Here is a 25,478-nt window from a genome sequence, read left to right on the forward strand (position 1 = left end):
CTCTCTACTCCTTTACCCACTGAAATGTTTGAGCGATACCCTGCTTTAACGAATACAAAGGCTGCCAGCCAATCATCTTCTGAATCTGGTCAATTGCCACGACTCTTCGCTGGATCGTGTCTACTTTTCGCTTCGGGGCATAAATAATGGGATACGTCTCGGCAACATAGCCTGCTTCCTCGATCACGCTCCGGGCAAGGTCCTGAATCGACGTTTCTTTCATCGTGCCGACATTAAAAACCTCACCGACGGCACGATCGCTGGAGGCGGCAAGTAAGAGAGCGTCAAGCGCATCCTCAATATAAGTAAAATCGCGCGTTTGCGTACCATCTCCATAAATCGTCAACGGTTCGTTAGCCATGATCGCATCAAAAAATTTGGCAACGACTCCGCAATAAGGGTTGGAGGCCAGCTGACCGGGACCGTATACATTGGAGAGCCGCAACACCGCAACAGGAAGCTCGTAAAGCTGATGAAAGACGTGGCAATAATGCTCAGCTGAGAACTTACTGGCGGCGTAAGGCATCGCAATCTTGTGATACTCTTCCGGCGTCGGTAAAATCTCTGCATCCCCGTAAACGGAGGCTGTCGAGGTGTAAACAAAACGCTGTAAATGCTGGCAATGTTTATGGGCGAGATTGAGCAGAGAGTAACATCCCAATAAATTGACTTCTAAATCCTGCTCCATGTTTTCCACCGAATGGACAAGATTGCGGCAGGCAACATGAAATAAAATATCAACATCGGCTAAATGCGGAGTTACTTCATCGGCATCGATAATACTTGCTTCGACAAATGTCACATTGTCGGCTGCCGGAACGGCCTGGCGACTGCCTGTCGTCAAATCATCAATCACCGTAATCTTCTTCACCAAAGGGACGAGTCGTTTGACTAATTGTGAGCCAATAAATCCTGCTCCACCCGTCACAAGCACATGCTTATTTTTCATGGGCTGCCTCCCCTTCCTTCATATTTTTGGTGGCGAACGTATGAAGAGGAAGTGATACGGGGCGCTTTTGCCGACTCGATTCGTAAAGGGCGAAGATAAGCTCCAGTGCTTTCTCCGCTTCTTTTCCGCTTACCGTCAGTTGATCCCGCTTTCCTGCTAACTCGGCAAGAATATGGTTGTACATGCGTAGCTGCTCGCTCCGATCCTCCAGGAACTGATCAAGCTGTCCGGTCAGCTTCTCCTGCCCTTTTATTTCAAAGCGCTCTAGGTGATCAAAGTTTTTTCCGCTGACGATAATCGTTCCCTCATCACCAAACAGCCGGATCGAATAGCCGAGGTTAGCCGGCTGCGTGACCGTATTGGCCTGGATAAGTCCTCGCCCGCCATTCGAAAACTTTATCATACCGAGAGCGATGTCTTCCGTTTCCTTGCGCTGATTGACTTTATGAAGATCACCGAAGATTTCCTGCGCTTCTCCCATATACCACAGCATTAAATCGACTAAATGGATCCCCTGATTAACGAGCATCCCTCCATCCTGATCCCATGTTCCCCTCCACTTTGCTGCCTGATAATACGAGTCGGAGCGCTGAATTTCCATCATCACGACAGCAAGGTGAAGACGCCCCAGCGCTCCGCTGTCAATTAGCTCCTTTATCGTAAACAATATGGGGCGATGGCGCATTTGATGACAAACGAACAAGCTTTTTTCTACTTTTTCCGCTAATTGATTCAGTCTCCGTGATTCGTCAAGTGACAAGGCCAGCGGCTTCTCCACAATCGTATGCTTTTTCGCAAGCAAGCAATCTTTCGCAATCGCGCTATGGGTGCCGGACGTTGTCGCAATTACGACGAGATCCACATCGGGATTTGCAAGAAGCTCCTGATAGTTTTGATACATCGCAAATCGTGTCGTTACACGGTTTTGCGCGAGCAGCTCGTCATGAACCACCTTCATTCTCTCCATTGAAATGTCGCTAATCGCAGCGATATAGGCATCTTCAAGCCTGCCAATCGTTTCAATATGCTTTTGCGTCATTCTCCCACAGCCAATCAGGCCGATTCCGCGTTTCATGTCCGGTTCCCTCCTTTATGTTGCTCGAAGGCAAGGATCGCTGCAATGACCTTTTCTTGTTCGGAAGAGGTCAGGAACGGATGCATCGGGATTGCCAAAAGACGTTCTGATTTTTGCTCGGCAATTGGAAAATCGCCTTTCTTGTAGCCAAGCCCGGCAAAAACCTTCTGCCTATGAAGCGGTAACGGATAGTACACGCCGCTTGCAATTTGCTGTTGTGCCAATGTCTCGCCAAGCTCCGTCCGCTGCTCAGCTTCTATACAATAGAGGTGATAAATATGGGTCTGGTGGTTTTCTTCCATTGGAATACCGACCGTGGAATGTTGCAATGCTTTAGAATAGATCGACGCTATTTTCCGGCGCTGCTCATTCCATTGATCAATTTTCTGCAACGCCACCCGCAAAATCGCGGCGTGAATTTCATCAAGACGGCTGTTATAGCCAATTTCATCATGATAATATTTGGCGGTGCTGCCGTGATGACGTAATTTGCGGATCCGTTTGGCCAGATTGTCATTATCGGTTACGACAAGCCCGCCATCCCCGAGCGTGCCGAGGTTTTTCGTCGGAAAAAAGGAAAAGCAGCCGATGTCGCCAAATGTTCCGACACGCTTTCCTCCAATATCAGCCCCAAAAGCCTGACAGGCATCCTCGATCACATAGAGCTGATGGCGTTTGGCGATCTCGTTGATTTCTTTCATCGCGCAGGGCTTGCCAAACAGATGAACGGGGATAATCGCTTTCGTTTTTGAGGTGATTTTTTCCTCCAATAAAGCGGGATCGAGATTATAAGTGCCGGCTTCAATATCAGAAAAAACAGGTGTCGCGCCAACCCGGGCAATTGCTTCGGCCGTGGCAAAGAACGTAAAAGGGGTCGTAATGACCTCATCGCCCGGCCCGATCTCCAACGCTCGTAACGCTAAGACAAGAGCATCCGTCCCGTTCGCGACAGCCACCGGATGGGCCACTCCTAAAAAATGGGCTAATTCCTGCTCCAATGCCGCTCCTTCATTTCCTAAAATATAGTGGCCACTATCGACAACGCGTTCAAAAGCGTTCATTATTTCCTTTTTAATCGATTGAAACTGTCTATCCAATTGAATAAGAGGTATCATGCTCTTCACTCCAAACTTTGTTCAAAATTCATTCTGCCTTACATATATGTGTAAGCCTTGGATGAAGTCACGGCACTTTTTCAGTTCAATCGTCCAGAAAGGAAAAGCAGAGCGCGGAATCGCTGCTTTGCTCGATGTTTATTCTGATAGAAGAGGGGCGTGCAAAAGGAAGAAAAACGTTTCGCACACCCCTACCCCTCGCTTATGGCTGGATCCGTTTCTTTCCGCAGCAGCTCGTCGATTTTTTTTCCTTCACTGCTTTCGGTTTTGGTTTTGGCCTCGGCTTAGCGGTACGGTATGTCGTTGGAGCAGGCTGCATGCGAAATGTTTTTTTCATAAATGATCCCTCCTGAATCGTTCTTCTACTACAATATGCAGCAGCCCCCGCCTTGCCTGTGTGAAGTTCTGTTTCCCTTAATTTGCTGTCCTTTTTTTGAAACATTTTCGTGTCGTTGCACAATTTCGGCAGGGCTTCATACTATACAGTAGTCCGATTACCTACTTCACACTCACCTAATTGAGCTTCATGAACAGGTAAATAAATTTTTTAGGAGGTATAGAAATGAGTCTTAAGAAACACAGTATCTGCATTAGAGTACCTAAAGTTTTTGACTGGGTGACTCGTCAGATTGACTTACCGACGATCAGTTTTCGCGAACCGGAGCTGTCTAACTTGTTCTCTTGTACACAAACTCCAACGCCAGCCGTTGATTTATGTACATTCCTAGCGAACTATCCTAATTTCAGCAGCCATTGCCGTGTGCTGGAAGATTCACTTTTCACCCAGGAGGTGTTCCAATCCGGTGGCCGCAGTGAGGTGGAAGTGTCATTAGGTGACGGAAAAGACATCACGCTTGAAAAGGTCAAAGTATTGGCTAAAGGATTGCTTGAGGTTGATATTTTAGACCAAAACGGCAATGTGATTTGTACGTCTGATCCGATTGAGTTCGCGACAATCCAAACCTTCTATTTATGCGCTCCGGAAGGTACAGTCGTAGAAGCATTTATTTCTCACGGCGAGTGCGATTCTGAAATTGTCTGCACAGGAACATTCGATCAGCTGGATATTTCTTTAACTTTCTGCTTAGATGTTCATGTCGTCGCTGACGTCAAATTGGAAGTGGAAGCTGCTTACTGCAAACCACGCAAAGAGCTTCCTGTTGCCGACGTCATTTGCAAGACAGACAAATTCCCGCCACAATGCCCGCTCGTCTTCCCGGGGAAACATTAAAGAGGGTCTCCTAAGCACCGCGTGAAGTCTGCGCAAAACGAAGCCGTCCCCCCTCTTTTCATAAACTAATAGAAGGAAGCCTCGCGTGGAGCCGCTGGAAGATTTCAATCGTCAGCTAAACGGCTGAGGACAGCGCGCGATGAAGCGATCTTCGAGGATGTCTCAAAAGGGAAACAATCCCCTTTTAAGACATCCTCTTATTTTTTGATTCTTCTTCACCGCTTGCCTTCATACATATTTATAAGCTGGATGAGAGGAGGAGCATTATGGATTCAAGATTATCAACGAGAAATAATGAGACAACGATACAGCTGCAACAGAAATTAATTCATTATCGCTCTGAACTGAAGAAATATTACCGTGTCATTGAAAAGCATCAAAAGAAGATTGCTGATCAGGCGGCGACGATTGCTTCATTAGAAGAACAGCTGCAGGCGGCCCCTTTGGAGCAGCCGAAGCCGGCCCTGCCGGAAGGAGCTGAACCGTTTTCCTGCTACTTTATTTATTCTTTGCTTGTTCCCTCGCGGATTGAGTCCAATGAAGAACCGGTGATCATCAAGGGAAGCTTCCTGATTACAAATTATGGAGCGGAGCCGTTATCAAGCCCTGTCATTTGTCTTGCCTTCAGTCAGCCTTCTCTTGCTAATATTTCAGGTAAAATCACCCACCCCCGGAAACGGCAGCTTGATGAATTTATCATCGAGGATGAACAGCTCTACGGGGAATGGCAGTACCTTGAAGGCCACAGTCATAAAAAGATGAAGGACAGCGGCGAAATCTGGTTGAGACCGCTGCATTTACAGCAAATTGACAGCGGAGAGACAGTCCGCTTTTCTGATTTTGAAATTACCCTCCCGCTGACAACCGAGTACAAAAACATGTCGGTGAAAGGCTTTATTTACGGAGCTGAAATTCCTGAAGGGCAGGCTGCTCTTAACCAGATCAGCGTTGCGCTAACATGACGACCGCGACCAGGCATGTGCTGGTGCTGCGCTCGGGCTATGGCAAGGTGTACAGGTATTTTGAAGACTCGCTCGTTTCTGCGCTTCAGAGCCTTGCCCTCAGCAGCAGCCTCGCACCGGCCCATCCGCTGAACACGGAAGCGCTGATAGAATCATGCCGTCAGGAAAAGCCGGATCTCGTCCTGACGCTGCTCGGCTACCAGCTTGAGGCCCGATTTTGTGAGTGGCTTCAGGACAACGGGATTCCCCTTGCTGTCTGGCTAACAGAGGACCCTTATTTGATCGACCGTTCCTTACAGATTTTGCCCTATGCTAAAAAAGCCTTTACGATTGACCGGCAGGCGCTAAGCTACTACCGGAAGCTCGGCTTCACCGATAGCGCTTTTCTGCCTTTGGCGACGAATCCGACTGTGTACAAACGTAGAAAGAGGCAGGGCGAGCCGGCCTACTCAATTTCCCTCGTCGGCTACCCTTATCAGGCGCGGGTCGACTTAATTCGTTTTCTTGCCGACCAGCTTACACTTCCAATCACCGTCGTCGGCGAATGGAAGGATATTTCTTTGCCTTCGCATGTTAACGTCGTCTCAAAATGGGTCACCCCGCAAGAAGTCGCTTTGTTTTACACAAACAGCCGGATCGTTCTGAACACCTACCGTTCGGACAGCGATCCGGCCAATGAAAATTCAACCGGAATCAAAGGTACGAGCCTGAATAACCGTACATTTGAAATTGCCAGCTGTGGCGCTCTCCAAATAACAGAATACCGGCCAGAGCTTTATGATTTTTTTTCCGTTGATGAAATCCCGTCCTTTCGAACAAAGGAGGAATTGCCGGATAAGATTAAGCAGCTGCTCGCCGATCCTACCGGCGCCGACCAGACCGCGAACAACAGCTACCTCGCCGTCACCCGGCATCATACGTTCGAGCAGCGCCTCGCTAAACTGCTAAGCTATTTTCCCGAGCTGAACGGATGAGAGCGGAACAAAAGGTTGTTTTTTACTCGTTTACCCAGCGCTTAAAATTCGTTTCACCCTTCTCCCCTTTTCAGCTGTCCTCTGCCCGCCCGCTTTCCTGTAATCGGCTGGCCGCTTCAAGCACCTCCTCAGGCTGACGGACCAGCCCCGCTATTTTCTGGTAGAGCGCTTCAGCATGAAATGGCGTGACAGCCCAGCCACCCTCTACCTTTTGCACAGCTTCGGCCTGGGCCCCGAGTTCAAAGCAGAGCACCGGATAGCCGCTGCTCAACGCTTCGTGGGTCGTATACGAGAACGTTTCTGGACAAATCGACGGAATTAGAACGAGGTCAATTTGATCGGCAGCAAGAAGGACCGGCAGCTGATCACGCTGAAATTCCCCCCGCTGTATAAATACGGGACTTGCCTTCTTCGCCAGGAGATGATCGGCGTTCCCATAAAGAAACAGCTTTACCGGCAGCCTTCGCCGCTCCAGCTTGCCGATCAACTCCAGCACCTCCCTTGAGCCTTTATGGACAGCCATATGGCCGACAATCCCTATCCGTAGCTCTCCTGATCGTTTCGCTTCATCATTATTTAGCTGCCGGCGATGAACCGGATGGGGCTGCACCTCATAATTCAATCCGGGAAAATAGCCTTGCATCACTTCCTTGGCGGAGTAACTGGGGACGATGATCCGCCGTGCTTTTTGCAATAGCGCAAGCTGCCATCGCCTCCATTCATCAATTGAACACGCGCGCCCGACCATCTCCTCGATCAGGCGCCTTCCGATTCCCGCCTTGCTGCAATGTCGGCATATTCGTACCTCTTTCTCCTGTCCACAATAATGTCCTTTCGGCGTTATAAAGAAAAGCTGAGGGCAGGCGGCGAGATAATCGTGAATGTGGAGATCATACGGCTGGCGAAAAAGCTCCAAAAATGAAAGAAGCCGCTCGAGTGGAAACCCCCAGACGTGGTCGATCATCACCGCTTCGACTGGAGAGCACTTTAACCGTTGGAGAAAGGCGGGGCTGTCCAGCACTGTCAGCGGCCACTCGCTTTCTGTTTCGCCTTCAGTGAGAATCAGCTTTTGCTCGCGGACATAGAGGATGAGCAGCTCGGCGTCATGTTCGAGCGCCCATTGCTGACGAAACAGCCTCACTCCGCCGCCGCCATGATGAGTCAAGACGAGCACCCGCTTTGCCTTCATCGATGCTTCGTCTCCCAATTAAATGAAATGAGGGGATCATTATAGGCAAGACGATATTCATCCGGTCGCTCGGGCTGGTAGGCCTTCGTCGTCAAATACAACATGACGACCGGGGTTTCACCAAGCACCCGGTAGCCGTGAGCCACCCCGGCGGGAATCATCAAAATGAGCGGATTGTCCTCTCCCATGTAGCACACCTGTGTTTCCCCATTCGTCGGCGATTCCTCACGCAGATCATAGAGCACGACCTGGGCATTCCCTCCAACAAAAAACCAGACATCATCCTGCTCTTTATGATAATGAAACGCCTTAATTACGCCGGGATACGATTTAGAAAGCGACCACTGTCCGAACTGGGACAGCAGATCTTCATCATTGCGGACGAGCTCCGCGAAAAAGCCGCGATCATCACAATGCTTCGTAATCTGCTTCAGCTTCACTCCGTTAATCATCGCCGCTGCCTCCTTTCCTGTAAGTAGTGAATGAGCGTCGGCTTCCAATGAGCCGGCTCCGGCAGTCCGACAGCCGGCAACTGCTCCAATCCCAATACAGTCCGTGGCGGTCGAACGGCAATCCCTGGCTGCCTGACTGTCTTTACCGGTTCTATCGCAGCCTCTTCCAGCTGCAACGATTCAATAATCACCTTCGCCATTTCGTAGCGGCTGCAGCTGCCTTTATTCGTCACATGAAATACCCGACCGCGCTGACCCGAGGCAAGTAGCCGCAAACAATAGCTGACTACATCCTCGACGTAGGTAGGCGAGCCGATTTGATCATCGACGACCGGGATCGTGCGCTGCAAGGCGGTCCGCGCCACAATTTTTTCGATAAAGTCGTTTTCATGCCCGCCATAAAGCCAGGCGGTACGAACAATCAAGGCGCGGGGATGGGCCTGCAAGGTCAGCTGCTCGCCAATCCATTTGCTCGCCCCGTAGACAGATAGCGGGGATGGGGGACTGTCCGGCTGATACGGTGTTGACGAATAAGCGGAAAAGACATAATCGCTGCTGATGGAAATTAAGTCAGCCTTGGCCTGCGCGGCGGAACGGGCGACATGAAAAGAACCGTGACTGTTAATGCGAAAGGCATGTTCCGGATCGCGCTCACATTGATCAACATCCGTCAGCGCGGCACAGTGGATGACCAGCCCCGGCTGTTCTTCGGCCAACCGGGCGCGCACCTCTGCTTCCCTTGTCACGTCAAGCTGATCTTTCCCGCAGGCGACGACATCTGCTTTGTTCCTTAACCGCTGATAAAAGGCTCTCCCCAGCTGTCCCGCCCCTCCCGTGATGAGCACCTTCATCGAAACGCCCCTTTCCTCCACTGATCACGGTACCATAAAACCGTATCCTCCAGCCCTTGAGCAAATGGCGTGACAGCCTGCCAGCCGAGCTGCCTTTTGAGCTTTTCCGAGGATAATGCATACCGTCTGTCATGCCCCTTGCGATCCTCGACAAAGGTGATCAGCTCTTCATCTTTACCGAGCAGCTGCAAAATACGTTTCACTGTTTCAAGATTTGTATATTCATGCGTACCGCCAATGTGATAGATTTCGCCCGGCACTCCTTTTTCCATAATGGTCATAATCGCCATGCAATGATCGTAAACATGCAGCCATTGCCTGCGGTGACCACCGTCGCCGTAAAGCGGGATCGTGTTGTTTTCCAGCGCATGCATAATCACTTTTGGAATCAGCTTTTCAGCATGCTGGTAGCGTCCGTAATTATTGGCGGCGCGCATAATGATCACCGGGAGGGAGAAGGTATGAACGTAAGAGTGAATCAGCAGGTCGGCACCGGCTTTACTGGCGGCATACGGATTACCCGGCCGGAGGAGGCCCGCTTCCGTTAACGGTGATGTTGTCGCTGCAAGTGAGCCGTAAACCTCGTCTGTCGACATATGGAGCAGCAATCCGCAGCGTCCCTGCCTTACTTGCTCTAGCAGATGATACGTCCCGAGGATATTCGTATCCAAGAAGGGTTTCGCCTCCGCAATGCTTCGGTCGACATGACTCTCGGCCGCCAGATGAATGACGACATCATACGATCTTTCAAAAAGCTGCCCAACCTCCGCCTGTTTTGTCACATCACCTTCAATGAACTGAACTTGCCGCTCTTTGCTCAGCCTCTCCAGTTCACGTTGGTTTGCGGCATACGTAAGTGAATCAAAAATCGTCACGTCCTCATAATTCATTTCCAGCAGGTAATAAACAAGATTCAAACCGATAAACCCTGCTCCGCCAGTAATAAGGATTGATCGTTGCATACATATCCTCCTTAATAACCACCTAACCACTCATTTGCCAGCTGGTAGGTTTGATGCGTTCCGGCATCAATCCACCACCCTTTCAGCCGGTGCCATTCCAGTTCTCCCCTTTTGAGATAGCGAATCAGGACATCGGTAATTTCCAGTTCATTTCGCGCCGATGGTGTAATCGCGGCAATATGATCGAACACCGTTGCATCAAAACAGTAAATTCCCGTCACCGCCCACTGCTTTCCTTTTATATCAGGCTTTTCCCGCAGCGAGACGAGCTCATTCTTTGCTGAAAGCGTCGCAATCGCGAATTGCTTCGGGTTGACCGTGGGCGACAGCAAGATTTGCGCAGGCCGTTCTGATTGAAGATAAGCCGCGAGATAGTCCGTTAAATCGTCTTCAAATAAATTATCACCGAGCAGCATCACGAACTTCTCTCCGTTCGTAAAATTCTCAGCGAGCGCCAGAGCGGCGGCAATCCCATTTGGGGCGGGCTGCTCGATAAACTGGTAAGCAGGATAGAGATGCTCGAACGGCTGCAGCACTTCAGCGAACATCGCTCTTTCCCCACGATTAATGACAATGGCGGCTTCTGTTACCCTCGCTTCTTTCATTTTCACAAGCGCCCAATGGATCATTGGCTTGCCGTGGACATGGAGCAAATGCTTATTGACGACCTTTGTTAAAGGATAGAGCCTCTTCCCCCTTCCTCCAGCTAAAATAATCCCTTTCATATCATCACCCCTTAGTTATTCACCGACTGATTTAACCCACGCTTCCAACATCGCCGCCAGTGCTGCCAGCGCAAGGATGACGAGGACCGGGTGAAAAACAACGGGATAGAGCGTGACCCCTGCATACAAAAAAAGAGCACACCAGACCCCCATACACCAATAGCAGCTTATAAGCGTGCCAATAAAACGCTGTATGCCTCTGCCTTTCGGCTCGACAAATGTCACCGTTTCCCCATTTTCCTGTTTTTCTTCCACGAGGTTCTGGAACGGTTTGCGGATGAATTCGCAAATCGTATCAAATACAAGCAAATGAGTGAGGCGAAAAACAGCTAAAGCAAGAATCAAAAACTCAAATGGCGTCAGGCTCATTGCGCCCACTTCCTCTTTTTACCGGCGTTAGTAATACGCTATGCGGGAGGCGGCTTGTATTAATCCATTTTTCCCTGCTAGACAAACACCTTTTTTCTCTTTGTACATAGGCTACTAGCATGATAAAGGAAAAGGAGTAGATTGAGATGAATGAGTATTATCCTTACCCTCAGCAGCAGATGCGCCAGCAACCGTCTGTCCAGTTCCTCCCTCCGAGTGTTGTCGGCAATTACGTTAACCAGTGGATTACAACTTCCATTTCCGGCTATGGTCAGGTCGTTGCCTACATTACTGATTTCAATCGGCACAATGGGATGGTTTCGATGTTTATGTATCAGCCGCCTTACTATCAGCCGCAGTTCCTGCAAGTAAGCAATGTCGATCTCGTCGGCATCGCTCCGTACTATGGCCCGATTCCTCCAAGACCCGGCAGACCACCAGGCGGCGGTGGATGGCATCCTGGTGGAGGCCAGGGAGGCGGGTGGCACCCTGGTGGAGGCCAAGGTGGCGGCTTCTGGCCTTGGTTATTCCAGCAAACGTTCGGCTCCGGCCAGCAGCAAGGATAAATCAGTGGCAGTGACGCAGTACTAATTTGCCTGCTTGCAACTTGAACAAAAAAGAGCTTGAGACAAAACTAGCTTTGGACCTACTGGCAATGGCTTCACACGCCACAAGCCCGTTGTGAGAAACCCACTCACAACGGGCTTTAAAAGATCGTGGCGGTTCCGCTCATTGCTTAGAGGCTGGGCAAAAGGTTAAAAAAACAACCTTTGGTCCCAGCCTCTTTCAAATTCTTATTTAGTTTGCCTCACAATTAGTAAACATAAGCCTCGAGCATAAGCTGCATCACTTTCGCCACTTCCGCGCGCGTCACATCGCCTTGCGGATCAAAGACATTGCCCGGTCTGCCGTCAAGAATATCAGCTTCCTGCAATAGCTGAATCGCCTCCGCTGCCCATGGAGCTATCGCTCCGTCATCTTCAAATCCTGCGTAGCTATTCAATGTTCCCGCTTGTATCTGGGCATGCTCCATAAAGCGGGCGACCATTGTCGCCATCTCCTCGCGCGTCACTTCGCGATTCGGGGCGAATTGACCGTTGCCCAGGCCATTGACGATCCCATGCTCACTCGCGTAGGCAATATACGGTGCGTAATATGCCTCCGCATTCACATCAGTAAAACCACCAGATCCTGCACGACTTTCTTCGACGCCAAGCAATCGTCCAAGCACGGTCGCAAGCATCCCTCTCGTCATTGAGTTGTTTGGCGCGAACTCATTCTCCGAAACACCTAAGAACAGTTCTCTCGCCGTCACAAAGCTGATATGCTCCTCCGACCAATGTCCAGCCGTATCCGTGAAGCTCTTCGCATTGCTTCCGACCGTGAACGTCCCTGAGCCATCAGCGATAAACACGATTTGTCCGTCCACAACTCTCGATAGAGGCACGATTACTCGGCCTTCGTCCGTCACTTGGTAAACGACAAGACCGTTAGCGGCTGCCTGTTCATAAGGAACCGTTACCGTCACTTTGCCGGTAAAATCAGTCACTTCCTCACCGTCTGACAAAAGGTTCACTGTTCGTACTGGTTGGCCGTTGACCTGGGCTGCTTGTCCAATTTCAATGCTCAGTTCACGACCGGCAAGCTGAGCGACTGTCTCCGCATCAATCGTCATGTCGCCAAGTGGCGTCTGAACGACGACTGAATGACCGGCTTGAACGATTTGATTGAGAGAATTTGTATCCAGGCTAAGGTGAATGTTTTCCGTTGTCGGTGCAGCTTCGACCTTGATCGCGACAGTCTCTCCTTCACGCTCAACCGTCACTTCATCCACTTCATTCCGGTCAAACCCTACCTCTACTCCAAAATCGTTCTCTTCTCCATTTCCTGGCTCTGATCCGTCACCAGGCTCCTGATCTGATGGTGGTGGTGTTGAATCAGCTGGCGGACGGGATGATCCACCGCCTCCGCCTCCACTTCCGCCTCCAGAGCCTCCACCTTGGTCTTGATCCCGATCTTGATCTTGATCCTTATCCTTGTCTTCATCTTTGTCTTCATCCTTTGGCGGTGTAGGGTTCTCATAAAGGTTCAATGGCATCGTGAACTGGTTTCTCTCGCGGTAGAACATGTCGTTTTTAACCGAGTACCAATTGACCTTCACGTCGTTACTACCTTCCGTAAATGTCATCATCATGATCATGCCAAGATCTGTAGGTTGCAGAAACTGAGCATTCGCCAGTACATTCTGTACAACATTTTCGTTCACGCCGATGTCTTCTCTTACGACGATATCGGGATAACCGATATGGCCGGATACCGCTAGTACGATATTGTCATGCTGGCTGACGAACTCTTCCCAGATTTCAGGACCGTCCATGGCATCACTAAAATAGTGCCTGTTCGAGTGATGATGATCCGTACTAATAAACTCGCCGTTATGGTACATATACGTATGCGTCGTCATAATGACTTTCTTGTCCGGATGATCTGCCACGACTTCGTTAGCCCACTCCAGCACATTGGCAGTTGGTGCGAATTCAAGCGAAAGGACCATATATTCCACGTCACCAAGCTCGAAGAAGTGATACGTATTCTCCATCTCGCCTTCTACCATCGCGCCGCCAAAGGTCGGCTCCTGTGAATATTTTTCGTATGGGAAGTGATTATTGAAATTTGTGTAATCCCGTACATTGCCAGGGCGAGCCTCTACATCATGATTGCCGACCTGTAGCACATACGGAATGACGCCGTCCAACAAAGTATAGGCAGCTTGAGCCTCCTGCCACTCGTTAATCGCTCCTGGAACTTCGACAATGTCGCCCACGCCGACCACCAGCTCGATATCGAGCGCTTCTGCGTTGTCTCTCATCCATTGAAAATATTCTTGCATCATACCAGAATGTTGCGACATATATTGCGTATCTGGAATGACCGCGATTCTGTAGTCGCCCTCTGGGAAATCGGCCGGCATCCAGTTGTGTGCCACATCATCATACAAATAGGCATCATTCTGCTGCGCGGAGTTATCAGGATAAACGTCGGCAACCATCTCATCCAGCTTCCAGTTACCGATTAATCCAGTCTCATTTTCAGTCAAAAACGTGTTGTAATTATTCTTGATCTCTTCTTCCGTCCGTACTGTCGACCAGACGCGAACATCGGCGATTTCCCCTCCGAACGCCATTGTAGGTGTTCCGTCGTCTTCATACCGGTAATCAGAGCCGATCTTCAGACCTGCCAAAGCGCCGGCTTTAGACGGAAGCAACTTCTGCATATTTGCATTAGTACGAAGCACCGCATCGTGTACCCGCACTCCGTTGATATAAGTAATTCCTCTATTGTTCTCTTCATCCAGCACGATCGCGACATGAACCCAATCGCCACGATTTATGTTGACACCATTGGCTCTATAATCAAGAATGTTGTCCTTGATCCCTTTCCAATAAATTCTTGGCGTGCCGTTGCTGTAAACTTCAAAGCTAAACTCCGGAATGTCACTGTAAGAACCGACCCAGTAGTTTCCGAGAATGACGCCGACCCGTTGGCTAGCCGGCGTATCCTCTGGTACATTCACCCATGCTTCCACCGTCCGTGGCGATTCCTCCATCATGTCCGTAGCCAAGTCCGGCTGTCCGTCGGCAAAATTAACACCTTCGCTTGGGAAATCATCATCGTTTTGATATGGTGGCAGAAATCCTTTCGCCATACCGTTGATATTGCCCGTTTTGTCAGGAACCTCATACGTCTCATCGCTGAAGTCGACTTTGTCCAGCTCCCAGAGATGCATCAAACCCGCTTCATTGCCTTCAAGCTCAGTGTTTGCATTGTCTCTCAGCTGTTCGAGCGTGCGCACCTCGTTCCACAAGCGTACTTCCTTCACCTCGGCGGCGAGATACATACTCCCCCTTAAATCTGTCCCGATACTGTGAGGATTCGTCATGCTCAGCTCGGCCGGCAAATACAAGCCGTCAGCAGTATGGACGATTTCGCCATCCACCATGATTGTCACTGTTCCATTCGCCGCATCTCGTGTCGCCGCGATATGAACCCATTCACCAGTCGTGACATTGGCATTCGACACTATTGATTTATGGATGATACGGTCTGAACTGTCGCTTTCATTCGATGCCTCGAAATATCGCAATGTGTTGCTAGCCGTAAGTTCAATACTATAGGATGGCTCGGTATGACCCGTGGGGGTAGAATAATTGCCAAACAATATTTGACGTACGCCCGGATCGGGATCAAATTTCGCAATCATCTCAAATGTTGCTGGCACATTAGCCAATGGTTGCTCAAGTTCCACAGAATTTTGTCTGTTCGGGTTGAACACTAACCCTTCTCGACTTTCTACATCATCAGCCAAAACGGTAGTCAAACTGAAGCTTTGCATAAGTAACGTTACTAACACGATCCAAATGACTATCGCTCGTCTTTTAAACATGATTCTTTCCTCTCCTTTTTCTTAATCTGCTATCTATGTGCAACTGGGCTTGTCAGCTTGCCGCGCATTAGCGAAGAAGGCGAATCTTCAGGCCTCCTTTGCGCAAAAGGTCAAAGCAAATTCACATTTTATTCAACAATGTCGACTGAAGAAAGCCGTTACAACTGAATTTCTCGACGTTCGCCGGCATTATGTCGAGTACTTCGTTTCAGTTCATAGCACTTCTCCTCGCCGCGATGAATAAGAGAATGTTTTGGACCTCCTGACTTCGTTACCCATGGAACAGTAAGAAGAGATGAGTCCCTTGTTCAACCCGAATATATAAAATGCTGCATTTTATTGCAATGTTTTTTACGTTTTTTTGCAATTTCTTAACATCATTTCATATTGAAAAAGGAATAAAAGCGTATTTACCCGTAATTTTGTAAATATTCCAATTTTTCCGCACCTAAAATTACAAATCACCTTGAGAATGAAATATAAATTTAACGACTCCTTAAAAAAAATTCATATTCAAAAATTAAAGCAACTAGCTGTAGATGATTTCGTTTCACAACAAAAAAAGCATTCGACACCGCTCTACTAAGTGTCAAATGCTTTTCATTAACAGTCTTTTTCTTACGGATTCAAAAGTCAAATTTGCCTATGAACAATCTTTATCCCGGTATTTTTATATTTATTTGCTATCTCTTCATTTAATGAGGAATCCGTGATAATCGTATCCTTGCTTTCCAACGCTCGCACATTGAGATATAACACTTTTTCGAATTTGCTGGAGTCGGCCGCTATGATCGTTCGTTGTGCGTTTTCCATCATAGCTTTCATAATATCAATCTCGTGGATGCGGAAATCAGTCAGACCTTTGTTTAGCGAAATAGCATTGACGGAAATAAACGCCTGATCGATATTATAATTTCTAATGTCCTCCTCGCACTTCTTTCCATACAGGGCATATTCCGCTTGATCAACGATCCCTCCCGGAACGATAACTGTAAACCCGGGCTTCTGAGAAAAAAGCTCAATGATGCGCAGTCCATTGGAGATGATCGTCAGCCGTTCGAAGCTCTCCGACAGCTTCTTCGCGATTTCCATCGTCGTCGTACCGGCATTCAGCGCAATTGCTTGCCCCTCCGAAACATATTCACAGGCCAGCTCGGCAATCTCCCTTTTTTCGTCCTTATTTTTGCTTTCCCGGTTGGAGAATACATGCTCGTCGCCCCAGTCCTCGGGTAAAATAGCACCACCATGGACACGTTTCAGCAGTTTTTTCGTTTCCAAATTCTCCAGATCACGCCGAACTGTATCGATCGACACATTGAGCACATGAACCAGCTCAGTTACTTTGACGGAGCCATTTTGCTTTAAAAGGTTCTGTATTTTTTTATAGCGCTCTTCCTGCAACATCTTTAAACCGCTCCTAACCTTCGAATATCACTATGACACTCTCAGTATAGCGGTGAACGTTCTGCTTCTCAAGGACGTTTTCTGCAATTTCTCCTAATTTGCGCCTTAAACTCACTTTTCATGCTTTTCTCATCAACAAGGCATTATTTCAGGCAAAATAATGAGCATGTTTGGCGCATGATGTATGAGACCAGCATAAAAGCTTGTAGCACCCCTCCCCCTAATAAAGAAAAGACCGTCCAAAATGGAACGGTCTTTTCATTTATTAGGATAACGATAAAATATTGTAGCCGCTATCGACATGGAGCATTTCCCCGGTCATTCCTCGTGACAGGTCACTCATTAAGAACAGCGCTGTGTCGCCGACTTCTTCCTGCGTCGTCGTCCGGCGGAGCGGTGCACGCTCTTCAATTTCCTTCAGCACGTCATTGAATCCGCCGATTCCTTTCGCCGCCAGCGTGCGGATTGGACCGGCAGAGATCATATTGACGCGGATATTATCCTTGCCAAGATCATTGGCCAAATACTTCACGCTTGCATCAAGCGACGCTTTGGCGACTCCCATGACATTGTAGTTGCGGACAACGCGTTCTCCTCCGAGGTACGTTAGAGTAACGACGCTCCCCCCTTCCGTCATAAGCGGGCGCGCAGCCTTGACGACTGCCGTTAACGAATACGCGCTGATGTTATGAGCAAGCAGAAATCCTTCCCGCGTCGTATTCAAATACTCGCCCTCCAGCTCTTCCTTATTGGCAAAAGCGATACAATGAGCCAACCCGTGAATAACGCCCACTTCCTCTTTAATTTGCGCAAACGTCTTCTCGATTTCTTCATCGTTTGTCACATCACACGGCAAAATCAAGTGATCTTCCCGTTCCAATGTCTCAACAAGGCTCCGGACATTCTTTTCGAGTCGTTCCCCGGCAAATGTAAAGATTAAGCGTGCGCCGGCATTCGCCAATGATTGTGCAATTCCCCAGGCAATACTGCGCTTGTTTGCGACGCCCATTACTACATATGTACGTTCAGCTAAAGACAGTTGAATCATTTGTTTTCCCCCATTGCGAGTTGTTATTAATACCAAGTACTAAGAATTATATCATACCTTTTTGTCTTATAGATAGGTTCGACACAAACTGATTGATTCCTTCGGCTAAAACAGCCGTTATTCATAGAGGCTGCAGAAAAAGTGCGAAATTCATTTTTTCTGCAGCTTTTTCGTAATGAGCGTAGCCGTTGCCTGATTTTGAAGTCTTGCTACGAGTGGGTTTGTCGAAGCAAGACGCGCAACTCGCGGAGCCGTTACTCTTCTTCGAGTTACGAAAAAGGACGGTTTTCACTGCCTCTATTCATATGACTTTTTCCCTAATACCGTCCGCGGTACAGCGGTTCCTCTCGTTCCCCGCAAATCAACCGGCTCCGGTTCCGGCGGATAGAACATAATAAAGCTTTCGGGTCCGGAATGGGCGAGCATTCTCGGCAAGCTTTCCAGCTGTGGATGCCAAGCAACCGTCCCTCTGCGGGCGCTGAAGACCACCACGATATCATCGCGGCGAAGCAGCGGCATATACGTCTCGTGCCACTCATTCCACGAGCTTAACTGCTGCCAGGACACCTGGACGTTTGGCCTGATTTCCTTGAAGCTCTCTTCGTAGCCTGCAGCTGAATCTTTAATGACAAAGCAGGCAATCGTCGCCCCGACCTGGTTTGCCAGTTGCTTCGCATGGCGCACCGCTTCGTAATAGCCCGGTTTATGGTCGAAGCCTGCCGGAATCAGAATGACGATCCTCCTCGTCGTATTTAACGAGTGACCGAGTTTTGCCACCATAATCATTTGCGTCGAGCTCTCCAGCAAGTTATCGAGGATGCCGCCAAATATTTTTTGCGGGGTCGACAGCTTGCCGTTCCAACCGATCACCGCTGTCGTTATCCGTGATTCCTCCAGTGCCCGCATCATCCCTCGCGTAACATTTGTATCGGCACGTGTCAGCATTTGAACCGGAACCTCTGCGCCTGACGCATAAGCAACCGCGTTTTCAAGCAGCTTCTCAGCCTGGGCGAGGCGAGCCTGCGCTTCCCCGCTGCCGGCCTGGGCCACAGCAAGCACGTAAAGCGGCTGCGGGGATTGCCCTCTGACGATAAAAGCCAAATCGAGCAGCGAAGCCATCGTCTGCGGATTGGCCACCGGGACGATGACGCGTTCAGGCGCGGTATTCGGTTCATATGGCCGCTGTTCTTCCTTGACGGCGATAATGCGCGAAAATTTTTCAACCGTATAAGGTCCGATTATACACGTAATTAAAATCATGACAATCACACCGTTGACCGTCGCCTGATCAAACAAGCCAAGATCAAACCCGACGAGCGTCGCCGCCAGCGTCGCGGCAGCCTGTGGAATCGACAGACCGAAAATCAGCTTAATTTCCTCCGTTGAATAATGAAAGATCTTTCCTGAAACCCAGGCTGCCAAAAACTTACCGGTAATGACAAGGACAACAACAATCGCCGCCATGATCCAGGCCGACGGGTCGTTAAACAGGATGCGCAGATCCATCAGCATTCCGACCGAGAGCAAAAAGAACGGAATAAAAATCGAATTGCCGATAAATTTGATCCGATTCATTAGCGCCCCTTGCTCCAAAATGAAGCGATTGAGCGCCAGGCCGGCGAGAAACGCCCCGATTATCGGTTCAAGCCCGATCACAGTCGCAAAAAAAGCCGCCACAAACAACATCGTCATGACGAACACATATTCCAGGGAGCCTTCGCTGGCAAACGTCCGGAAAAAGAAGGTCGCAACAAGCGGAATGACAATAAAAATAGCCGCTACATATAAGCCGAGTGAGACGATCAGCACAAACCAAAAATTTGCCGTCAGCTCCCCTTGTGTAGCGCCGGCAACGACAGCCAGCACAAGTAAGGCTAACGTATCTGTCATGATCGTCCCACCGACTGCTGTAGTAACGGCCTTGTTTTTCGAAATCCCAAGCCGACTGGCGATCGGATAAGCAAGCAACGTATGTGAACCAAGCAAAGAACCTAACAATATCGCGGCACCAAGCGTATAACCATATAGATAAGTCGCAATCAGACCAAGAAGAAAAGGAATGGTGAATGATAAAGTACCGAATACTAAGCTCCGTGAACGATACTTTTTAAAACCGTCCAAATCAATTTCCAAACCGGCGATAAAAATGATATACAAAAGACCAACAGTGCCCAGCAAAATAATGGTCGGATCACGATCAAGCAAACCGAATCCATTTGGCCCGATGACAACTCCGGATAAAATCAAACCAATAATGCCGGGAATCCTCAGTTTTTCCATCACAAGAGGGGCTAATAAGAAAATCACCATCGAAATGGCAAAAATTAATACAGGATCCGTAACCGGTTGAGAAAGCAAGCACATTCACACCCTTACCCATTATTTCTGATAGTTTTTTCTATCTTAAGAAATAGTTCAATCAACTGTCAACCGTCAGCTTCATTGGAAGCCTTTTCATTCCGGGCTTTTTTTCCTGCACGCCTTAGTTGTCTCAAATCGATCGAATCGCTATGATGAAAATGATGAAGGAGGTACTGCCATGAAACTGGATGTCATTGGAGATATTCACGGGTGTTATGAAGAATTATGTTCATTACTGGAGAAGTTAGGCTATGATGAAAAAAACGGCTTCCATCACCCGGATGGGCGTCAGCTCGCCTTTGTCGGGGATTTAACGGACCGGGGCCCCGACTCCGTTAACGTACTAACAAAAGTCAGCCAGCTCGTGGCCGCAGGCCGGGCCTTTTATGTTCCCGGCAATCACTGTGACAAACTGTATCGTTATTTTTTAGGGCGCAATGTTCAAATCAAACACGGGCTTGAAACGACCGTCGCCGAGCTGAAGGGACTCACCAAGCAGCAATACAGGCAAGTACGCGCGCAATTTATGACACTGGTTGAACGCGCCCCGCTCTATCATGTCCTCGATGATGGAAAGATCGTCATCGCCCATGCCGGCATCCGCGCTGAGGATATTGGCAGGACGAGCAATCGCGTTAAATCGTTTGTCCTTTACGGCGATGTTACAGGAGAGACAAATCCTGACGGCACCCCGGTAAGACGCGATTGGGCGCTTCACCACCAGGACGGGCCATGGATTATTTATGGCCATACCCCGGTAAGAGAGCCCCGATTTATCGGCCGGACAGTCAACATCGATACGGGCTGTGTCTTTGGCGGCCATCTCTCCGCCCTCCGTTACCCGGAAATGACCGTTTGCCAGGTGCCTTCGACGCTGCCTTTTGTTGAAGAGAAATTTCGCAGCTTTGACTAGCCGAGCAGCGCCGTCATATCGTCAGGGAGCGGCTGCTCAAAGACGAGCCGGTCATCCGTGAATGGATGCTGTACTTCCAGCCGGCAACAATGCAATGCCTGCCGCTTCATTTGCTCGACCGGTCCTCCATACAGGTCATCGCCGAGCAATGGATGCCCCAGATGGGAAAAGTGAACGCGGATTTGATGCGTTCTTCCCGTCTCTAACGTAATCTTTACGAGAGTCGCACCTTCCAAATAAGCCTCTGTTTCATAATGGGTGATCGCCCGCTGGCCGCGAGCGTCAACTTGCCGGGTGATAATGCTGTCACTCTGTCTGGCGATAGGAAGATCAATCGTCCCTCGCTCCCTGCTCAGTTTACCGGCGACAATCGCCAGATAACGTCGCTTTAGCCGCCCCTGCTGCTGCAATTTTGAGAGCCGGTCATGGGCGAAGCGGTGCTTGGCGACAACAAGCAAGCCGGATGTATCTTTATCAAGCCGGTTAACAGCATGGAACGTCGCCGGGATTCCTTTTTCCTGATAATAACCGAGAACGGCATTGGCAAGTGAATGCCTCGGATGCTCGCGCGACGGGATTGTCGCCATCCCGGCCGGCTTATCCAGCACGAGCAGATGACTGTCTTCATACACGATTTTCAGCTCGAGCTTCTCCGGCTGCATCGACGGGCTAACGTCCTCCGGCGGCAGCTCTACGGTGACGCGATCGCCTTCAAAGACGGTGGCCCGCACGGTCGCCTCGTGACCATTGAGCAAAATCCGGCCGCCGTTAAACTTAATATCAGCCAGCGTTCGCTTCGACAGCTGACAGCCCTCTCGTAAAAAAAGCCGAAGCAACTGCTGATCACAGTCGCTTCCGACAACCCATTCCATCTTTGCCGTATACTTATTCACGGATGAACGACTCCTTCACCCGCTTCCAGAAAGGAAACGGACGGAATCTCGCAAATCGGACCTTCTCCTCGGCAACGCGGCATTGTAATGATTTGATTCGCTGATAGTTAAAAGAATAATGATCAATCGTCACTTGAATATCAACATCGTTTAACGGCTTCAGCAGACAGGTATGATGCTGCGGCAGAACGAGTGGCGAGCCGATCGTCCGGTAGACGCGGTTATTGATCGATGCCATCTCGGCGATTTGAATCGAGGCAAGGGACGGATGAAGGATCGCCCCGCCAAGCGCTTTATTATAAGCGGTGCTTCCGGAAGGAGTCGAAATGCATAACCCGTCGCCGCGAAACACTTCAAATGTATCTCCCTTAATTTCGACGGTACTGACCAGAGAGCCTTCAATGCTCTTGATCGTGCATTCATTGAGCGCCAGATGACGCTCGGCTTTAAGGTCGCCCTCGTGGCGGACAATTACTTCCAGCAAAGGATATTCCACGATCTGATAAGGAGTTTTGGCAATATGAATGACGAGCTTTTCGACTTCATCCGGCACCCAATCCGCATAAAAGCCGAGATGCCCTGTATGTATCCCGACGAAAGCCGTATTCTCAAGACGGTCGCTGTAATCATGAAAAGCCTGCAAAAGCGTGCCGTCCCCCCCTACCGTAATTACCATTTCAGGAGCCTGTTCATCATACGTTAACCCAAAGTCTAATAAATAACGTTTAATTCGCTGTTGCAATGTATTGGAGACCTCGTCTCCTCTGGACGTCACTGTAAATTTCATCAGATGGCTCCTCCTTCGCCTTAAAGCTTGCGCTCTTGTTCCTGCTTCGTTGTTATGATCTGCTGGGCCTCGCGCACTTCATCGCGAATAATCGACATTTCCTCGTCAAGCTGAAATGCAGCTTCAGCCGCCCGCTGCAGCCTCATTTTAATATCTTCCGGAATTTCACCGCTATACTTATAATTTAAGGAATGCTCGATCGTTGCCCAGAAATTCATCGCCAGCGTCCTGACCTGCAACTCGACGAGGATCTTCTTCTCTCCTTCAATCGTCTGAACAGGGTAACCGAGAACGAGATGATACGAGCGATAGCCACTCGGCTTTTTATCGGCGACATAATCACGTTCTTCCAAGATGTCAAAATCCTTACGCTGCCGAATTAAGTCCACAACTGTCTCAATATCCTCAACAAATTGAGTGACAATCCGGACCCCGGCCAAATCCTGCATGTCTTCCTCAAGACGGTCAAGCGGAATGTTCTTTCGCTTGGCTTTATCCAAAATACTGGAAACAGGCTTCACTCTCCCGGTGACAAACTCTATCGGCGTATGCTTCGATGATTTTTGATACTGCTCGCGGATTCCTTTTAACTTTACTTTCAACTCCTCAACTGCTTGCTTATAAGGCGTTAAAAAAACATCCCAATTGCTCATTCAATCACCGTCCGATTTTTCTATGAATCTTGACCGAATACCTCTTCGACAGCATTCTCAAGCTCTTCACCGTAATTGCTGTTCCCTTTAATATTTTCCGTTAAAAAGGCAAGCTCCTCCGCCAGCCCGGACAGCTTTACGGTCACTCCGTTCTCGAGGTTGACGCTCAGCCCGGCTCCCTGTGTATAGATTTCATGCAAATTTGACCATGTAGGCTGAGGAAAGCTCAGATAATAAAATTGCTCTTCATCTTCCAATATGTAAATAAACGCCAGCTGATCCGAATCTACAAGCATTCGTTCCCCGGCCTTTAATGCTTGCGCGCGTTCCTTTTCAATATGTTCAGCAATTGAGGCAACATACTCCTGCTGCTGCTTATCAATGTTTGTAACGACTAACTTTTTCATCCTGTACCTCCACTTATCTAGCTTCTTCTTTTCCATGAGATTCCTATTTTAGTTTAACATATTTCATTCAGCAATACGCAGCAAAGGGCATTGTCGGATAGGTACAGGTATGCGATAATAAACAATATATGAAGAATCAGAATGTTGAACAGGTTGTGATGGAATGAGCCAGGAGATAGAAATGGAGGTCAAATCCATTTTAGATAAACAAGCCTTTACCGCATTAGTAAACGGCTTTCAGCTGACGCCGGATCAGGCGCTTACCCAGCATAATCACTATTTTGAAACCCCGTCATTCGCCTTGAAGGAAAAAGGCGCGGCCTTGCGAGTCCGTGAAATCGAGGGAGCGTACACATTGACCTTGAAGCAGCCTCACCAGGAAGGAAAGCTCGAAACACATCAGCCTATAGACGACGCTGAATGGAAGCGGCTTAAAGAAGAGCAGCAGTTGCCGGACGGCGATGTTTATCGGCAGCTTGCTTCCCTGAATATTCCAATGGCGGAGCTTGCTTACGCCGGAACCTTGACGACAAAGCGGATTGAGATTGCCTACAAAGATGGCCTGCTCTGCTTTGATGAAAGTCATTTTTTCGATCAGGTCGATTACGAAATTGAATTTGAAGGAACGAGTCTGACTCATGCGGAAGAAACCCTTTCCCAGCTTTTACAGCAATATGAGATTTCCGCCAGACCAACTGAAAATAAAGTGAGGCGCTTTTTCCGCCGCAAGCATGAATTGGCTGAATCCGAGCAGCGTCCGTAAATCGATTAGAAAAGAGGTGTACATAATGAATTTGTCATTTCTTCAACAGCTTAATGCCATTCAGTCATTGCCGTTAGGTACGTCTTCTGCGAGCCGGGAGACAAACCAACTCCCCTCACTTTTCTCTGCTTTCCTGCAGGAGCAGCTCAACTCAATCTCCTTTCAGGAACAGGAGGAAGTGAACAGGAAAGCCGATCTGTTTCTCGATCCCGCACTCCAGCAGCGCTTCCTGCAGTTGCAAGGCTCAGCGTCGGAGCGGACAAGCTTTCAGCCTGTCACACAGGCTGCTGACCTGAACTGGACCGGAACATTGCCCGACCGTTCGATCCGTTTTCAACCTTTGATTGAGGCGGCCGCCAAAAAATACGATCTTGATCCGAAGCTGATCCATGCTGTTATTCAACACGAGTCCAATTATAATCCAACGGCCAAGAGTGCTGCCGGAGCAGGCGGGTTAATGCAATTAATGCCTGGAACCGCTCGGTCGCTGCAAGTCCAAAACATTTACGATCCGCAGCAGAACATTGACGGGGGAGCAAACTATTTGCGACAGATGATTGACCGCTACAACGGTGACATCAAGCTTGCCCTCGCTGCTTATAATGCCGGCCCGGGCAATGTCGACCGCTATGGCGGCATCCCGCCATTTAAAGAGACTCAGGCTTATGTCCCTAAAGTTTATAACACGTATATGAGCGTTTAAGACAGGCTTCCCGGAGGCGGAGCAAAAGGAAAACAATCCTTTTGCTCCGCCTCCTTTGTTTTGCTATGTCAAAAGGGCTAGTTCCTTTGAGTTTTTTTGCTCCGTCACTCCCTCGTAGCCCTTCTCCGGAGTGTAGGCCCGTGTCTTGCCTAAAGCCGCCGGGTGGCAGCCATTTCTTTAATAGACTTCCTGCTTTATCCTAATAGCCTGGAATCATGAAATTTGCCGTACGCCGCTGAGGTTGCTAC

At 49.1% G+C, this 25,478-nt stretch carries 25 protein-coding genes; 7 read left to right on the top strand and 18 right to left on the bottom strand.

Going from position 1 to position 25,478, the window contains the following annotated elements; all coding sequences use genetic code 11:
• Nucleotides 1–4 precede the first annotated feature (4 nt).
• From M3212_RS13970 to M3212_RS22110, 4 genes are all read right to left on the bottom strand, one after another.
• On the bottom strand, nt 5–949 hold the full coding sequence (locus tag M3212_RS13970) for an NAD-dependent epimerase/dehydratase family protein (RefSeq protein ID WP_251194590.1): 945 nt from the start codon (nt 947–949) through the stop codon (nt 5–7).
• Nucleotides 939–2,024, bottom strand: a complete 1,086-nt coding sequence (locus M3212_RS13975; protein WP_251194591.1) for a Gfo/Idh/MocA family protein — start codon at nt 2,022–2,024, stop codon at nt 939–941. The genes M3212_RS13970 and M3212_RS13975 overlap by 11 nt, the downstream gene beginning before the upstream one ends.
• Nucleotides 2,021–3,139 (bottom strand): DegT/DnrJ/EryC1/StrS family aminotransferase, encoded by a 1,119-nt coding sequence (locus M3212_RS13980; protein ID WP_251194592.1) that lies wholly within the window; start codon nt 3,137–3,139, stop codon nt 2,021–2,023. Before M3212_RS13980 ends, M3212_RS13975 begins: the two co-directional genes overlap by 4 nt.
• Nucleotides 3,140–3,341: 202 nt before the next feature.
• Nucleotides 3,342–3,476, bottom strand: coding sequence for a hypothetical protein (locus M3212_RS22110; RefSeq protein WP_285874401.1), 135 nt, complete (start codon nt 3,474–3,476; stop codon nt 3,342–3,344).
• Nucleotides 3,477–3,701: 225 nt separating this feature from the next.
• On the opposite strand from M3212_RS22110, the gene M3212_RS13985 reads away from it, so the two are divergent.
• From M3212_RS13985 to M3212_RS13995, 3 genes are all read left to right on the top strand, one after another.
• Complete coding sequence (locus M3212_RS13985) at nt 3,702–4,370, top strand: hypothetical protein (protein WP_251194593.1); 669 nt, start codon at nt 3,702–3,704, stop codon at nt 4,368–4,370.
• 266 nt (nt 4,371–4,636) lie between these two features.
• Nucleotides 4,637–5,332: a hypothetical protein gene (locus M3212_RS13990; RefSeq protein WP_251194594.1), complete on the top strand. Its 696-nt coding sequence runs from the start codon at nt 4,637–4,639 to the stop codon at nt 5,330–5,332.
• Nucleotides 5,329–6,306, top strand: coding sequence for a CgeB family protein (locus M3212_RS13995; RefSeq protein ID WP_251194595.1), 978 nt, complete (start codon nt 5,329–5,331; stop codon nt 6,304–6,306). Before M3212_RS13990 ends, M3212_RS13995 begins: the two co-directional genes overlap by 4 nt.
• A gap of 70 nt (nt 6,307–6,376) precedes the next feature.
• Here the strand turns inward: M3212_RS13995 and M3212_RS14000 are convergent, their stop codons facing one another.
• Genes M3212_RS14000 through M3212_RS14025 form a run of 6 tightly spaced genes read right to left on the bottom strand, consistent with a single transcriptional unit; the run spans nt 6,377 to nt 10,854 of the window.
• The gene (locus M3212_RS14000) at nt 6,377–7,495 is read right to left on the bottom strand and encodes a glycosyltransferase family 4 protein (protein ID WP_251194596.1); all 1,119 of its coding nucleotides are present in this window, start codon (nt 7,493–7,495) and stop codon (nt 6,377–6,379) included.
• A complete protein-coding gene (locus tag M3212_RS14005; protein WP_251194597.1) occupies nt 7,492–7,947 on the bottom strand; it encodes a dTDP-4-dehydrorhamnose 3,5-epimerase family protein in 456 nt (151 codons plus the stop codon). Before M3212_RS14005 ends, M3212_RS14000 begins: the two co-directional genes overlap by 4 nt.
• Nucleotides 7,944–8,798 carry a dTDP-4-dehydrorhamnose reductase gene (gene rfbD, locus M3212_RS14010; RefSeq protein WP_251194598.1) on the bottom strand — a complete coding sequence of 285 codons (855 nt, stop codon included), beginning with the start codon at nt 8,796–8,798 and terminating at the stop codon, nt 7,944–7,946. Before rfbD ends, M3212_RS14005 begins: the two co-directional genes overlap by 4 nt.
• Nucleotides 8,795–9,760 (bottom strand): dTDP-glucose 4,6-dehydratase, encoded by a 966-nt coding sequence (gene rfbB / locus M3212_RS14015; RefSeq protein ID WP_251194599.1) that lies wholly within the window; start codon nt 9,758–9,760, stop codon nt 8,795–8,797. The genes rfbD and rfbB overlap by 4 nt, the downstream gene beginning before the upstream one ends.
• Nucleotides 9,761–9,771: 11 nt before the next feature.
• A complete protein-coding gene (locus tag M3212_RS14020) occupies nt 9,772–10,485 on the bottom strand; it encodes a sugar phosphate nucleotidyltransferase (RefSeq protein ID WP_251194600.1) in 714 nt (237 codons plus the stop codon).
• 15 nt (nt 10,486–10,500) lie between these two features.
• Nucleotides 10,501–10,854, bottom strand: a complete 354-nt coding sequence (locus M3212_RS14025; protein WP_251194601.1) for a DUF1360 domain-containing protein — start codon at nt 10,852–10,854, stop codon at nt 10,501–10,503.
• Nucleotides 10,855–11,000: 146 nt separating this feature from the next.
• Between M3212_RS14025 and M3212_RS14030 the strand changes: the two genes are divergently transcribed.
• Nucleotides 11,001–11,420 (top strand): hypothetical protein, encoded by a 420-nt coding sequence (locus M3212_RS14030; RefSeq protein WP_251194602.1) that lies wholly within the window; start codon nt 11,001–11,003, stop codon nt 11,418–11,420.
• A 248-nt stretch (nt 11,421–11,668) separates the two neighbouring features.
• Here M3212_RS14030 and M3212_RS14035 read toward each other — a convergent pair whose 3' ends face one another.
• The 4 genes from M3212_RS14035 to M3212_RS14050 all read right to left on the bottom strand — a co-directional run bounded on the left by M3212_RS14035 (nt 11,669) and on the right by M3212_RS14050 (nt 20,114).
• Nucleotides 11,669–15,298, bottom strand: a complete 3,630-nt coding sequence (locus M3212_RS14035) for a LamG-like jellyroll fold domain-containing protein (RefSeq protein WP_251194603.1) — start codon at nt 15,296–15,298, stop codon at nt 11,669–11,671.
• A gap of 633 nt (nt 15,299–15,931) precedes the next feature.
• Nucleotides 15,932–16,702: a DeoR/GlpR family DNA-binding transcription regulator gene (locus M3212_RS14040; protein ID WP_251194604.1), complete on the bottom strand. Its 771-nt coding sequence runs from the start codon at nt 16,700–16,702 to the stop codon at nt 15,932–15,934.
• A gap of 265 nt (nt 16,703–16,967) precedes the next feature.
• Complete coding sequence (gene fabI / locus M3212_RS14045; protein WP_251194637.1) at nt 16,968–17,747, bottom strand: enoyl-ACP reductase FabI; 780 nt, start codon at nt 17,745–17,747, stop codon at nt 16,968–16,970.
• A 300-nt stretch (nt 17,748–18,047) separates the two neighbouring features.
• Entirely contained in the window at nt 18,048–20,114 is a 2,067-nt protein-coding gene (locus M3212_RS14050) for a cation:proton antiporter (RefSeq protein WP_251194605.1), read from the bottom strand.
• A 175-nt stretch (nt 20,115–20,289) separates the two neighbouring features.
• Here M3212_RS14050 and prpE point away from each other — a divergent pair, with 175 nt between their 5' ends.
• Complete coding sequence (gene prpE / locus M3212_RS14055) at nt 20,290–21,024, top strand: bis(5'-nucleosyl)-tetraphosphatase PrpE (protein WP_251194606.1); 735 nt, start codon at nt 20,290–20,292, stop codon at nt 21,022–21,024.
• Here the strand turns inward: prpE and M3212_RS14060 are convergent.
• The 4 genes from M3212_RS14060 to M3212_RS14075 are packed head-to-tail and all read right to left on the bottom strand — an operon-like array spanning nt 21,021 to nt 23,764.
• A complete protein-coding gene (locus M3212_RS14060; protein ID WP_251194638.1) occupies nt 21,021–21,896 on the bottom strand; it encodes an RluA family pseudouridine synthase in 876 nt (291 codons plus the stop codon). The genes prpE and M3212_RS14060 overlap by 4 nt on opposite strands.
• Nucleotides 21,897–21,909: 13 nt before the next feature.
• Nucleotides 21,910–22,704 carry an NAD kinase gene (locus tag M3212_RS14065; protein ID WP_251194607.1) on the bottom strand — a complete coding sequence of 265 codons (795 nt, stop codon included), beginning with the start codon at nt 22,702–22,704 and terminating at the stop codon, nt 21,910–21,912.
• Between the two features lie 20 nt (nt 22,705–22,724).
• Nucleotides 22,725–23,357 carry a GTP pyrophosphokinase gene (locus M3212_RS14070; protein ID WP_251194608.1) on the bottom strand — a complete coding sequence of 211 codons (633 nt, stop codon included), beginning with the start codon at nt 23,355–23,357 and terminating at the stop codon, nt 22,725–22,727.
• A 20-nt stretch (nt 23,358–23,377) separates the two neighbouring features.
• Nucleotides 23,378–23,764: a hypothetical protein gene (locus M3212_RS14075; protein WP_251194609.1), complete on the bottom strand. Its 387-nt coding sequence runs from the start codon at nt 23,762–23,764 to the stop codon at nt 23,378–23,380.
• 181 nt (nt 23,765–23,945) lie between these two features.
• Between M3212_RS14075 and M3212_RS14080 the strand changes: the two genes are divergently transcribed.
• Nucleotides 23,946–24,527: a CYTH domain-containing protein gene (locus M3212_RS14080; RefSeq protein WP_251194610.1), complete on the top strand. Its 582-nt coding sequence runs from the start codon at nt 23,946–23,948 to the stop codon at nt 24,525–24,527.
• 25 nt (nt 24,528–24,552) lie between these two features.
• Nucleotides 24,553–25,230, top strand: a complete 678-nt coding sequence (locus M3212_RS14085; protein ID WP_251194611.1) for a lytic transglycosylase domain-containing protein — start codon at nt 24,553–24,555, stop codon at nt 25,228–25,230.
• Nucleotides 25,231–25,478: the final 248 nt, after the last annotated feature.

Origin of the sequence: Halalkalibacter oceani (assembly GCF_023715705.1) — a bacterium.
In the GTDB taxonomy this organism is placed as follows: Bacteria; Bacillota; Bacilli; order Bacillales; family Bacillaceae_D; genus Halalkalibacter; species Halalkalibacter oceani_A.

Bases quoted from the DNA above. Each gene is read 5' to 3' on its own strand.
- M3212_RS14085 (WP_251194611.1), top strand. From the start codon at position 24,553: ATGAATTTGTCATTTCTTCAACAGCTTAATGCCATTCAGTCATTGCCG.
- M3212_RS13995 (WP_251194595.1), top strand. From the start codon at position 5,329: ATGACGACCGCGACCAGGCATGTGCTGGTGCTGCGCTCGGGCTATGGC.
- M3212_RS14025 (WP_251194601.1), bottom strand. From the start codon at position 10,854: ATGAGCCTGACGCCATTTGAGTTTTTGATTCTTGCTTTAGCTGTTTTT.
- M3212_RS14005 (WP_251194597.1), bottom strand. From the start codon at position 7,947: ATGATTAACGGAGTGAAGCTGAAGCAGATTACGAAGCATTGTGATGAT.
- M3212_RS14050 (WP_251194605.1), bottom strand. From the start codon at position 20,114: ATGTGCTTGCTTTCTCAACCGGTTACGGATCCTGTATTAATTTTTGCC.
- M3212_RS13980 (WP_251194592.1), bottom strand. From the start codon at position 3,139: ATGATACCTCTTATTCAATTGGATAGACAGTTTCAATCGATTAAAAAG.
- M3212_RS14000 (WP_251194596.1), bottom strand. From the start codon at position 7,495: ATGAAGGCAAAGCGGGTGCTCGTCTTGACTCATCATGGCGGCGGCGGA.
- M3212_RS14060 (WP_251194638.1), bottom strand. From the start codon at position 21,896: ATGGAATGGGTTGTCGGAAGCGACTGTGATCAGCAGTTGCTTCGGCTT.
- prpE (WP_251194606.1), top strand. From the start codon at position 20,290: ATGAAACTGGATGTCATTGGAGATATTCACGGGTGTTATGAAGAATTA.
- M3212_RS13975 (WP_251194591.1), bottom strand. From the start codon at position 2,024: ATGAAACGCGGAATCGGCCTGATTGGCTGTGGGAGAATGACGCAAAAG.
- M3212_RS22110 (WP_285874401.1), bottom strand. From the start codon at position 3,476: ATGAAAAAAACATTTCGCATGCAGCCTGCTCCAACGACATACCGTACC.
- M3212_RS13990 (WP_251194594.1), top strand. From the start codon at position 4,637: ATGGATTCAAGATTATCAACGAGAAATAATGAGACAACGATACAGCTG.
- M3212_RS14075 (WP_251194609.1), bottom strand. From the start codon at position 23,764: ATGAAAAAGTTAGTCGTTACAAACATTGATAAGCAGCAGCAGGAGTAT.
- M3212_RS14080 (WP_251194610.1), top strand. From the start codon at position 23,946: ATGGAGGTCAAATCCATTTTAGATAAACAAGCCTTTACCGCATTAGTA.
- M3212_RS14070 (WP_251194608.1), bottom strand. From the start codon at position 23,357: ATGAGCAATTGGGATGTTTTTTTAACGCCTTATAAGCAAGCAGTTGAG.
- rfbD (WP_251194598.1), bottom strand. From the start codon at position 8,798: ATGAAGGTGCTCATCACGGGAGGGGCGGGACAGCTGGGGAGAGCCTTT.
- M3212_RS14030 (WP_251194602.1), top strand. From the start codon at position 11,001: ATGAATGAGTATTATCCTTACCCTCAGCAGCAGATGCGCCAGCAACCG.
- M3212_RS13970 (WP_251194590.1), bottom strand. From the start codon at position 949: ATGAAAAATAAGCATGTGCTTGTGACGGGTGGAGCAGGATTTATTGGC.
- M3212_RS14040 (WP_251194604.1), bottom strand. From the start codon at position 16,702: ATGTTGCAGGAAGAGCGCTATAAAAAAATACAGAACCTTTTAAAGCAA.
- rfbB (WP_251194599.1), bottom strand. From the start codon at position 9,760: ATGCAACGATCAATCCTTATTACTGGCGGAGCAGGGTTTATCGGTTTG.
- M3212_RS14035 (WP_251194603.1), bottom strand. From the start codon at position 15,298: ATGTTTAAAAGACGAGCGATAGTCATTTGGATCGTGTTAGTAACGTTA.
- M3212_RS13985 (WP_251194593.1), top strand. From the start codon at position 3,702: ATGAGTCTTAAGAAACACAGTATCTGCATTAGAGTACCTAAAGTTTTT.
- M3212_RS14020 (WP_251194600.1), bottom strand. From the start codon at position 10,485: ATGAAAGGGATTATTTTAGCTGGAGGAAGGGGGAAGAGGCTCTATCCT.
- M3212_RS14065 (WP_251194607.1), bottom strand. From the start codon at position 22,704: ATGAAATTTACAGTGACGTCCAGAGGAGACGAGGTCTCCAATACATTG.